The 11,637-nt window shown below is 30.8% G+C and carries 10 protein-coding genes; all 10 read right to left on the reverse strand.

From position 1 onward, the window contains the following. Positions 1–532: 532 nt before the first annotated feature. Positions 533–3,082 (reverse strand): DNA gyrase subunit A, encoded by a 2,550-nt coding sequence (gene gyrA, locus EHE19_RS19470; protein WP_137697040.1) that lies wholly within the window; start codon positions 3,080–3,082, stop codon positions 533–535. 425 nt (positions 3,083–3,507) lie between these two features. Continuing rightward, a complete protein-coding gene (gene noc / locus EHE19_RS19475) occupies positions 3,508–4,350 on the reverse strand; it encodes a nucleoid occlusion protein (protein WP_137697041.1) in 843 nt (280 codons plus the stop codon). A 159-nt stretch (positions 4,351–4,509) separates the two neighbouring features. Beyond that, on the reverse strand, positions 4,510–5,223 hold the full coding sequence (gene rsmG, locus EHE19_RS19480; protein ID WP_483314009.1) for a 16S rRNA (guanine(527)-N(7))-methyltransferase RsmG: 714 nt from the start codon (positions 5,221–5,223) through the stop codon (positions 4,510–4,512). A gap of 77 nt (positions 5,224–5,300) precedes the next feature. Beyond that, a complete protein-coding gene (mnmG, locus tag EHE19_RS19485; protein WP_137697043.1) occupies positions 5,301–7,184 on the reverse strand; it encodes a tRNA uridine-5-carboxymethylaminomethyl(34) synthesis enzyme MnmG in 1,884 nt (627 codons plus the stop codon). A 64-nt stretch (positions 7,185–7,248) separates the two neighbouring features. Continuing rightward, positions 7,249–8,628: a tRNA uridine-5-carboxymethylaminomethyl(34) synthesis GTPase MnmE gene (mnmE, locus tag EHE19_RS19490; protein ID WP_137697044.1), complete on the reverse strand. Its 1,380-nt coding sequence runs from the start codon at positions 8,626–8,628 to the stop codon at positions 7,249–7,251. Between the two features lie 102 nt (positions 8,629–8,730). Further along, a complete protein-coding gene (jag, locus tag EHE19_RS19495) occupies positions 8,731–9,363 on the reverse strand; it encodes an RNA-binding cell elongation regulator Jag/EloR (RefSeq protein ID WP_137697045.1) in 633 nt (210 codons plus the stop codon). Beyond that, on the reverse strand, positions 9,363–10,202 hold the full coding sequence (locus EHE19_RS19500) for a YidC/Oxa1 family membrane protein insertase (RefSeq protein ID WP_137697046.1): 840 nt from the start codon (positions 10,200–10,202) through the stop codon (positions 9,363–9,365). Before EHE19_RS19500 ends, jag begins: the two co-directional genes overlap by 1 nt. A gap of 37 nt (positions 10,203–10,239) precedes the next feature. Then, positions 10,240–10,455: a membrane protein insertion efficiency factor YidD gene (gene yidD / locus EHE19_RS19505; RefSeq protein ID WP_137697047.1), complete on the reverse strand. Its 216-nt coding sequence runs from the start codon at positions 10,453–10,455 to the stop codon at positions 10,240–10,242. Continuing rightward, positions 10,437–10,802: a ribonuclease P protein component gene (rnpA, locus tag EHE19_RS19510; protein ID WP_137697048.1), complete on the reverse strand. Its 366-nt coding sequence runs from the start codon at positions 10,800–10,802 to the stop codon at positions 10,437–10,439. The genes yidD and rnpA overlap by 19 nt, the downstream gene beginning before the upstream one ends. Before the next feature lie 145 nt (positions 10,803–10,947). After that, positions 10,948–11,082 (reverse strand): 50S ribosomal protein L34, encoded by a 135-nt coding sequence (rpmH, locus tag EHE19_RS19515; RefSeq protein ID WP_137697049.1) that lies wholly within the window; start codon positions 11,080–11,082, stop codon positions 10,948–10,950. Positions 11,083–11,637: the final 555 nt, after the last annotated feature.

Consider the following 11,637-nt stretch of genomic DNA (forward strand, 5'->3'; position numbering starts at 1 on the left):
TCTAGACAGCTTGGTTAGTATACCACCATACCAAATACATTTACAACACAATACACTTCCATATTTACTCATTTTTTTAATTTACCTATTATTTTCTTCTGAATTCATACAAAAAGCCTTAATTTTATTAAATATACTTCGCCTTCATTAATAGAGTTTTTTATCTTGTAAGGTTTGATGTATCTTATTTCTGAAATTATTAGTAAATTTATTCTGTGAATTGTAGCTTTGTAGGTAATATCCTAGTATATGTTAGAATGTGACAATTTCTAGTTTCCCTACTATTGCCAAATGAATATAATTTCTGTTAACATTATTTTTGTATTATTAATAAATTAGTATACCTTCAAAAATCTCAGTTTGCCGACCTACTTCAACTAATAAGATAAATTCACAGTTTAAAAGCCTACATCAACAGTCTACATAGAGCCATCAAAAAAGCTTAAAAAGGCTATATGTTTTCTCATATAGCCTTTTTAGATTGATAACACTATTTAATTTCAAATATATTAAACTCAAAAGCAAAATTTATCTAAATATCGTCATCTGTTTGTATGTTATCTGTCAAACTGCAGTTTGAATTTTCACGGACATCATCATCACCATTATCGGAAGAATCTTCGCTGTCCACATCATCTTCATTTACCATTCTTGCGATACTTACTACCTTAACTCCATCAGCCATTCTCATAAGAGTAACACCTTGGGTTGCTCGACCAAGAATACTAACTTCACTTACTTTCATACGAATAATTGTACCATCGCTGCTGATTAGCATGATGTCATCATCACCTGATACAAGTTTCATACCCGCAGACTTACCTGTTTTTTCAGTAATTCTATAAGTAAGAACACCTTTACCCCCTCTATTTTGAACCTTGTACTCATCTAACTCTGTTCTCTTACCAAAGCCGTTTTCCGTAACAACTAATAGAGTGGTATTTTCTGTACAAACTTCCATACCAATAACATGGTCGCCTTCTTCCAGTTCAATGCCCTTAACTCCTTGAGAAACTCTTCCTATCGGTCTAGCATCAGTTTCTTTAAATCTTATGGCCATTCCATTGTAAGTAGAAATAATAATATCTTGATTACCATCAGTGAGTTTTACATCTATCAGTTCATCATCTTCTCTCAATGAAACTGCAGCAAGCCCACCCTTTCGTATATTACTATACTCCATAACATCAGTCTTCTTAACTAACCCATTTCGAGTAGCCATAATGAGATATTGACCTTCTTTATATTCTTGAATTGGAATTACCGTTGTTATCCTTTCATCTCCATCTAACTGTAAAAGATTTACAATAGCGGTTCCTTTTGCCTGTCTTCCTGACTCAGGTATTTCATATGCTTTCAGCCTATATACTTTACCTTTATTAGTAAAGAACATTATATAGTGATGTGTAGTTGTAACAAATAAGTCCTTAACAAAGTCTTCTTCTCTAGTGCTAAGACCAATTATGCCTTTGCCTCCACGCCTCTGACTTGTATAAGTATCTGCAGGAAGTCTCTTAATATATCCAAAATGAGTTAAAGTTATTACACTTTCCTCCTCTTCAATAAGATCTTCCATATCAATTTCATATTCATCAATCTCTATTTTTGTTCTTCTATCATCAGCATATTTGTCTTTAATTACTCTTAACTCGTCTTTAATTATTCCAAGTACTAACACTTCATTAGCCAATACATTCTTATAATAATTAATTTTTTCAATTAATTCATTATATTCATTTTCTATTTTTTCTCTTTCTAAGCCTGTTAATCGGCCTAATCTCATGTCAACGATAGCTTGAGCCTGCTTATCACTAAATCCAAATCGTTCAATTAAACCTGCTTTTGCAATAGGCTCATTCTTTGAAGATCTAATAATTTTAATAACTTCATCTAAATGATCAAGAGCTTTCTTTAAACCTTCTAAAATATGAGCACGAGCCTCAGCCTTATCTAACTCAAATTTAGTTCTGCGCCTAATAACATCCTTCTGGTGATCTATGTAATAGTCAAGAATCTGTCTTAAATTTAGAGTTCTTGGCTCATAAAGATTATCCTCAGTAGGCACTATAGCTACCATATTTGCGCTAAATGTCTCTTGAAGCTGAGTATTCTTATATAATTGATTTAATACTACACCTGGATTTGCATCACGTTTTAACTCAATTACTATTCTAACAGGTTCTTCTCTTCCTGATTCATCTTGTAATAAAGATATTCCTTCTATTCTCTTTTCTTTAACTAGGTCAGCAATTTTCTCAATAAGACGTGCTTTATTAACCATATATGGTATTTCGGAAATAATAATTCTATGCCTATTTCCAGGCATCTCTTCTATTGTAGCTTCAGAACGAACAACTATTCTTCCCTTACCAGTTCTATATGCATCTTTTATACCTTTTTTACCCACAATTTTAGCAGCTGTGGGAAAATCAGGTCCTTTAATGTATTTCATTAATTCATCAATAGTTATCTCTGGATTATCTATTACAGCGCAAACACCATCAATTACTTCACCTAAATTATGAGGTGGTATATTTGTTGCCATACCAACTGCAATACCTGATGAACCATTTACCAATAGATTTGGAAATCTTGATGGTAAAACAACTGGTTCAACTTCATGCTCGTCAAAGTTTGGTTTAAAATCAACAGTATCCTTATTTATATCAGCAAGCATTTCCATTGATATCTTTGTTAACTTTGCCTCAGTATACCTCATTGCAGCTGCACAATCGCCATCTCTTGAACCAAAGTTTCCATGTCCATCAACAAGGGGATGTCTTAGTGAAAAATCCTGTGCCATACGTACGAGACTATCATAAACCGCCGCATCACCATGTGGATGATAGCTTTTTAAGCATTCACCAACAGTCGCAACAGATTTTCTGTATGGCTTGTCCGGTGTAAAACCCGAAACATACATAGTGTAAAGTATACGTCTATGAACTGGTTTTAAACCATCTCGAACATCAGGTAGTGCTCTGTCTATTATTACACTCATAGCATAGTCTATAAATGACTTTTTCATTTCTTCTTCTATGTCTATAGGTATAATTTTTTGCTCCCTTATTTCATCTGCCATTAAACTTTCTACCTCTTTTCATATTATAAAAACAATCAAATCCACTATATATTGTAATAAACTTTTGGCTGGCTGTCCACTTTTTTGTCACCATACTTATCCATAAATAAATTTAGTTAATCAAGCAATAAAGCTTACAGTAATGCAAATCTATACTTTAGCTGATACTAAATTAGTTTAACTGTTATTTATAAAATTAAGAAACTATAAAATTTAAATTTCGTAGTATAAAAAATTATTAAATACTATATATTGTTTTTATTTAATATTTATATTATCACCAAAATTACCATTATTTAGTCTTAATTCATTTCGGGAAATAAAAATAATAAAAAAGTGGGTCAAAAACAATCCACTTTTTCATTCTTAAATTTATTAAATTATAAGCATTTATAAAAATTAGCCATAGTAATTTTATTAAGATACTAAGCCATATTTTTAGGAACACGTACCACAAATTCAATGTACTCTCCCCTATCAATTTGAGCTGCTTTTGCATTTATTCCTGACTGTTTCATTATATCAATTGCCTGTCTTATTGTATTGACAAAAATTCTTACATCTTTAATAGATTTTGTTATCCTTTTATCACTTGACTTCCTTTTCACATCTTTAGAGAATCTATCAATTGCCTTTTCAACAAGTTCTTCAGTCTTTTTTACATTTAGCCCTCTCTCACATACTAGCTTTAATACCTTCAGCTGAAGCTGTTCGTCATGTAGTTTAAGAAGAGCTCTTGCATGTCTTTCAGTAAGATTATTATCCGCAAGGATCTTTTTTACTAATGGAGGAAGCTTTAATAATCTAATTTTATTGGCAATAGTTGATTGACTTTTTCCTATTTTCTGAGCCAACTCTTCTTGAGTCAAATTATGCTCATTTATTAAGTTGCTATAGCCTTCTGCTTCTTCCATATAGCTTAAATCTTCTCTTTGTAAATTTTCAATCAATGCCATTACTGCTGAATCATTATCATCAACATTAATTATTATTGCAGGAATTTCTTTTAATCCCGCCATTGTTGCTGCTCTTAATCTTCTTTCACCTGCAACGAGTTCATATGTACTTAGTGAAATTTTTCTTACATTAATTGGTTGTAATACACCATATTGTTTTATTGATTCACATAGTTCTTCAAGAGCCAATTTATTAAATTGCTTCCTTGGCTGGTATGGGTTTGGTCTTATAAAATCAATTCCAACATAAGTAATATTTTTTAACTCGTCTTTTTTTTCCTGACTTGAAAACTGAACTTTGTTTTCTAACATAACGGCACCATCCTTTGTATAAGTTTTAATTTTTTCTTTGGTATTATACCAAATATTGTAAATTCTTACAAAGGATAATTCTCTTGTTTTTATACCATTTCCTTTATTACCGAAAAAAAATCGTTCGATAAAAATCTGTAAAATGATTTCATTTTATTCCTATATCAACGGTTCTTTCCCTGGTTTTCCTGCTTTCCTTGGATATTTTGTCGGGGTGTGTCTAAACTTTCTTATCACTACAACATTTCTTTCTATATTTGTAAAAGGTAATTCCATTTTTTCAATTTTCTCAATTTTCCCACCTAAAATGTCGAGTGCTTTATCGCTGTTGTTCAATTCTTCGATGTTACTTCCCTTCATTGCTATAAAAATTCCATTTATTTTTACAAAAGGTAGACAATATTCAAGCAAAACTGGTAAATTTGCAACAGCTCTAGCAACAGCAATATCATACTTTTCTCTGTAATTTGGATTTACTCCAAAGTCCTCAGCTCTACCATGTACTGCTGTTATATTTCCTATATTAGTTACTTTTATTACTTCATTTAAAAACTTAACTCTTTTTTCTAAAGAATCAAGAAGAGTTATATTTATATTTGTATTTGCAATTTTTAATGGAATACCTGGAAAACCAGCACCTGTGCCTACATCTATTAGTGTTTTACAATCATCTTTTATATATGGCAATATACTTAAAGAATCAATGAAATGCTTAATAATTATTTCCCTATCATCTTCTATAGCGGTTAAATTTATATTTTTATTCCATTCTTTAAGTAATTCCATATATTCGGTGAACTGATTTATTTGATCATCGGTTATTTCTTTGCCATAATGCTTAGCTCCTTCTTTAAGAAGGTTACTTAATTCTATATCTAAAGCCATATTCCCCTCCACGTTTAAAATAAAAAGCTTTTATGAGTTTATTTATAATACTCCGCTATTAAAACTTAATTGGAAGTCCTATTCATTTGTTCAAGATAAATAAGCAATGCAGTTATATCAGCTGGTGAAACTCCTGTTATCCTTGAAGCTTGTCCAATTGAATCCGGCTTTATTTGAGAAAGCTTTTGTTTTGCTTCTAATCTTAAATTTTTTATAATAGAATAGTCAATATCCTCCGGTATTTTTCTATCCTCCAGCTTCTTAAACTGTTCTACCTGTTGAATTTGTCTTTTTATATAACCTTCGTATTTTATTTGTATTTCAACTTGCTCTTTTACTGATCTTGATAAATTTGGAAGTTCACATACCTCTGATAAACTTTCGTAGCTTATTTCAGGTCTTCTAAGCAATTCTGCAAGATTTATTCCACTTTTTATTGCTGTACTATTTCTACTTTCAAGATATTTTAGTACCTTTTCACTTGGAGGTAAATAAGTAGTTTCAATTCTTTCAATTTCTTTCTCAACAAGTTCTTTTTTTTGTAAGAATTTATTATAACGTTCCTCACTAATAAGACCAATTTCTCTGCCAATTGGAGTTAATCTTAAATCTGCATTATCCTGCCTTAAAAGCAACCTGTATTCAGCCCTTGATGTCATCATTCTATATGGTTCTTTTGTTCCTTTTGTAACAAGATCATCTATTAATACCCCAATATATGCTTGGGATCTGTCTAAAATAATAGGATTTTTCCCTTTTAGCTTCATTGCAGCATTTATTCCCGCAATTATCCCCTGAGCAGCAGCTTCTTCATATCCGGAGCTGCCATTTATTTGACCAGCTGAAAATAAACCATCTATTTTTTTATGCTCAAGTGACAGTTTCAACTCAGTAGCATCAATACCATCATATTCAATTGCATATGCGCTTCTCATTACCTTAACTTCTTCTAAACCAGGTATTGTTTTCATAAACTCTATCTGTACGTCCTCTGGCAGACTGCTTGACATGCCTTGTAAATACATCTCTTCAGTATCAAGTCCCATTGGTTCTACAAAAACTTGATGTCTTTCCTTATCAGCAAATCTTACAATTTTATCCTCAATTGAAGGGCAATATCTAGGGCCAATTCCCGTAATATTTCCACTATAAAGAGGTGAACGATGTAGATTATTTCTTATAACTTCATGAGTTTCATTGTTTGTATACGTTAGCCAACAAGATACCTGTTCTTTCTCAATACTTTCATTCTCAAAAGAAAATGGAATAATTTCATCGTCTCCTTTTTGCTCAACCATTTTTGAAAAGTCAATGCTCCTTCTATTAAGTCTAGCTGGTGTACCAGTCTTAAATCTCAATAATTTAATATTTAGAGCTAATAGACTCTCAGAAAGCCTGTTTGCTGGAAAAAGTCCATCTGGACCTCCACTATAGCTAACATCTCCAATTATTATTCGTCCCATTAAGTATGTTCCAGTTGTTAAAATAATGGCCTTGCACTCAAAGATAGCTCCAGTATGAGTTTTCACACCTTTAACTTTTGTCTTAGATTCATCAGTGATTATTTCAACAATTTCTGCCTGCCTTACATCAAGGTTCTCTTGCAATTCTAATGTATGCTTCATTTCCATTTGATATTGTCGTCTATCAACTTGAGCTCTCAAAGAATAAACTGCCGGACCTTTTGAATAATTAAGTATTTTTGACTGAATAAAAGTCTTATCAGTATTCTTTCCCATTTCACCACCTAAAGCATCAATCTCTCTTACAAGATGACCTTTAGCAGTACCACCAATATTGGGATTACACGGCATATTTGCTATACTGTCCAAATTTATTGAAAAAATAATTGTTTTGCAGCCTAATCTTGCTGATGCCAATGCTGCCTCACAGCCTGCATGTCCCGCGCCAACAACAACTACATCATAACTTCCTGCGAAATAATCCATTAGGATTCTTCCTTTCTATATCTCTTTTTATTAATTATTTAAAAAACTTTTTTAATTAATTTGATTATTTACCAATACAGAATTGACTAAATATCTCATGCATAATAGCATCATCTATTGACTCACCTGTTATCTTACCAATTAAATCTGCAGAATTTTTTATATCTATAGTTACCATATCCAAAGGCATTCCTATTTCAAATGAATTAATTGCTTGATTTATTGATTCTAAGCTCATATCTACTAAATTTTTATGTCTAGCATTTGTTATTATTATTTCATTGTTTTGAGATATCTCTCCAGTATAGAACATTTTATATATTATTTCCTCAAGTTCTTCTATACCTTTCTCATTAATAACTGACGCCTCTAATATTTTATCAACATTTAGCTGATTCTTTATAGTATCAATTTTATCTTCATCAACTAAATCAATTTTATTAATCATTATTATGCTTTTCTTGTCTTTAATAATTTTCAATACTTCTGCATCTTCTTCAAGAATACCTGTATCAGCAGCTATAACCATTATTATTAAATCCGCATTTTCTATAGCATTATATGCTTTATCAACACCTATCTTTTCAACAACATCTTTTGTAATTCTTATTCCTGCCGTATCAATAACTTTAGCCGGAATACCTTTAATGTTAATATATTCTTCTATAATATCCCTTGTCGTACCTGGAATATCTGTAACAATAGCCCTAGTATTTCCGGATAACTGATTTAAGAGAGAGGATTTCCCCACATTTGGTTTCCCAGCTATAACAATATTAATTCCTTCTCTAAGGATTTTCCCTCTATCAAATGATTTTGCCAGTGATATAAGACTATTTTTGACTATTTTCAAACTCTCAATTACCTTTTCACCTGTTATTTCTTCTATATCATGTTCAGGATAATCAACAGTAACTTCTATGTGTGCTAACAGTCCTACCAATGTTTCTCTTAATGAGGTTAATTTTTTTGATAAATTTCCTTCTAAATGGCTTATTGCTGCTTTAGAACTCTCAACTGTTTTTGAATTAATGAGATCAATTATTGCTTCTGCCTGAGATAAATCAATTCTACCATTTAAGAATGCCCGCTTTGTAAATTCCCCAGCCTCTGCAGGACGTGCTCCATATTTAATCAAAAGCTCAAGTATTCTATTAACAACAACTAAGCCTCCATGACAATTTATTTCAATAATATCTTCTCTTGTGAAAGTCTTTGGACTGCACATTTTAGTTAGCAAAACTTCGTCAATAACAGTTTTGTTTGTAGGATCCACTATTTTCCCATAGGTTACGGTATGTGATTGAATTTCATCAATAGTTTTATTTGAAATGAAAATATTTGATACAATATCAAATGCATTTTTTCCACTTATTCTTATAATTCCAATTCCACCAGTACCTATAGGTGTAGAAAGAGCTGCAATTGTATCTTCAAAATACATAATATACCTCGTTATATATACTTAATCATAACTTTCAAACACAAAATGGCTCAAGAAAATTCCTGAACCATTTCACCATATATCTTATTTCATAAATTGTTATTATTTTTTTAATGCAATAACCACTTTTCTTTTTGGTTCTTCGCCTGTACTAAATGTCTCAACAAATTTATGGCCTTGTAAAGACGAATGAATAATTCTTCTCTCATATGGATTCATTGGCTCAAGTGTAACTGGCTTTTTATACTTTACAACCTTTTCAGCTAATCTATTAGCCAATTTTATAAGAGTCTCTTCTCTTTTCTGCCTGTAATTTTCAACATTTAATACAACACGCTTATAATCCTCATAACCTTTATTTACAACTAAACTAGTTAAATATTGAAGAGCATCCATTGTTTCGCCACGGCGCCCAATAATTATACCAATATCATCACCATTAATATCAACTACTATATTTTCATCATCTTCGCTTACACTAATGTCTGCTTCAACTTCCATATTATTTAATATAGTATATAGAAAATCAGAAGCAATATCGCATCTGTTATTATTCTCTTCCCTTACTGTAACTCTAATTCTTGCAACTTTTGATCCAATAATACCAAAAATTCCTTTTGTACCTTCTTCAATAATTTCAATATCAACATCTTCTTCTGATAAATTTAATTCAGTTAATGCTGCTGCAATAGCTTCCTGAACTGTTTTTCCTGTTTTTTCTATACTGTAAGCCATTATTTTGTCACTACCTCCTTCTTCTTAAGGACATATTTATTCACATAGTATTGTTGTGCCATTGAAAATAAGTTACCAACAAACCAATATAGCGACATACCTACAGGGAACTGCATCGAAAATATTAATGTCATTAAAGGAGAAATAAATAATAATGAATTTCCCATTGGATTAGCTGCTTTATCTTTTTCTTTGTCATTACTCTTTTTAGGCATTGACATACGAACAGTTAAAAATGTTGTTAATACTGCAAGTAGCGGTAATATCAATACTAAGAATTTTGACGGATCTGACATTAGTTGTCCAAAATCCAATGTAGGAGTACTACCAAGGTTTATCCCTCCATGCCCTGGAAAGAACATATTTAAATTTCCAACTTGGTCTCCCATACCATTTTTCATAAAGTAAGTAATTGTATCAATTTCTTTATATTGTCCTGTAGCATTAGCTTGAGCTGCTAATTTCGCTAAATTATCCTCTGTCAAACCAAGCATAAATTTTAATGGTCTAGATATTACCTGCCATAATGCAAATAGAATTGGCATCTGAATTAGTAAAGGTAAACATCCTCCAGCAGGATTTATATTATGCTCCTGATACAACTTCATAGTCTCTTGATTCAGTTTTTCTTTATCATTAGCATACTTTCTCTGTATTTCTTGCAATAAAGGCTGAACCTTTTGCATTTCAGCGGTAGACTTATATTGTTTTAGTGTTAATGGAACTAAAGCAGTTCTAACAATTATTGTAAATACAATCAGTGCTAAACCATAATTATTTACTCCAGTATAAATCCAGTAAAGGAATTTACCCAGTGGACCAGCAATAAAATCTAACATATCTTATTTTTTCTCCTAAACCTAATGTTTATTTAATCTATTTTACAGGGTCATACCCTCCTGGATGGAATGGGTGACACTTTAATATTCTCTTTATTCCCAGATAACTACCTTTTAAGCAACCATATTTCATAATAGCTTCCAAAGCATATTGTGAACAAGTTGGATAAAACCTACAAGTAGGCTTTATTTTTAAAGGTGATAAAAACCTTTGATAAAAATGTATCAAAGATATTAATAGTCTTTTAAGCAATTATATTTCTCCTGATCAAATATTTGTAACTTTTTCAATAAATATTTGAATTCCTTTAACAAATCAGAATATTTGAATACAGTTTCTCCCCCTCTTGCAGCAATAACTATATCATAACCATTAAGAATAAATTCATCATAATGCTTATAGACTTCTCTAATAAGCCTTTTCTTTCTATTCCTTAATACAGCTTTTCCAGCTTTTTTTGAAACTGATATTCCAATTCTTTTTATTGATTGCCTATTAGGAAAGGCATAAACTACTATATGCCTTCCTACATAAAACAATCCTTTATTAAAAACTCTCGAGAACTCGTAATTCTTTTTAAGTGTCGCAACCTTTTTCATGCTAACCTCCATTTTCCAATACTGCTATTTAAGCAATAATAACTCGAAAATAAATAGTGTTCTTAAAATCCTATTTTCGAGTTCCTAAAGTTTTATCTGTATGGAAGATAGCAATTTTTAAAGAAAAAGACCACAAAATGCGGTCTTACGCTGAAATAACCTTTCTTCCTTTTAGTCTGCGTCTTCTTAGTACTTTTCTTCCATTTGCAGTACTCATTCTCTTTCTAAATCCGTGCTCTTTTTGTCTATGTCTTTTTTTAGGTTGATATGTTCTTAACATTAGTCCACCCCCGTTCTAATTTACTTTATATAAAACTTATCATAGTCTTTTCTTTTAAAGACACCGAATCTATTATATATTAATACTTTTTATACTGTCAAGGTTCAATTATATGTACTATATTGCTAACATTATTTTCTTTTTATTTATTTTTACCTTTATAAATCAATATATAGTACAAAAAAAGTATAGTTGAACCATATGTTGTTTAAAATATATGTTACCTTAAAAACCTGTGGATATTTCAGTTGATAAAAAAATTTTTTTGTGGATATCTTGTGTTTTTTATATTGAATTTTCCACAAAACTCTGTTATATTTATTAATGCTTGTTGATAACTTGTGTGTTATTATAATCACATTGTTAATAACTTTATTATTTTATTTAATTTTTTAATTATACTTTTCACACAAAACTTTTAGAGTATTATTATCTTAAATTTTATTGTTTATTATTTACATATTTGATTTTTTTAATAACATTATGCATTTAGCAAATGTAACTATTACATTTTGCTATTATTAATTTTGATTATGATCAAGGTGGCGAAATAAG

Origin of the sequence: Ruminiclostridium herbifermentans (genome assembly GCF_005473905.2) — a bacterium.
Lineage (GTDB): Bacteria > Bacillota > Clostridia > Acetivibrionales > DSM-1351 > Ruminiclostridium > Ruminiclostridium herbifermentans.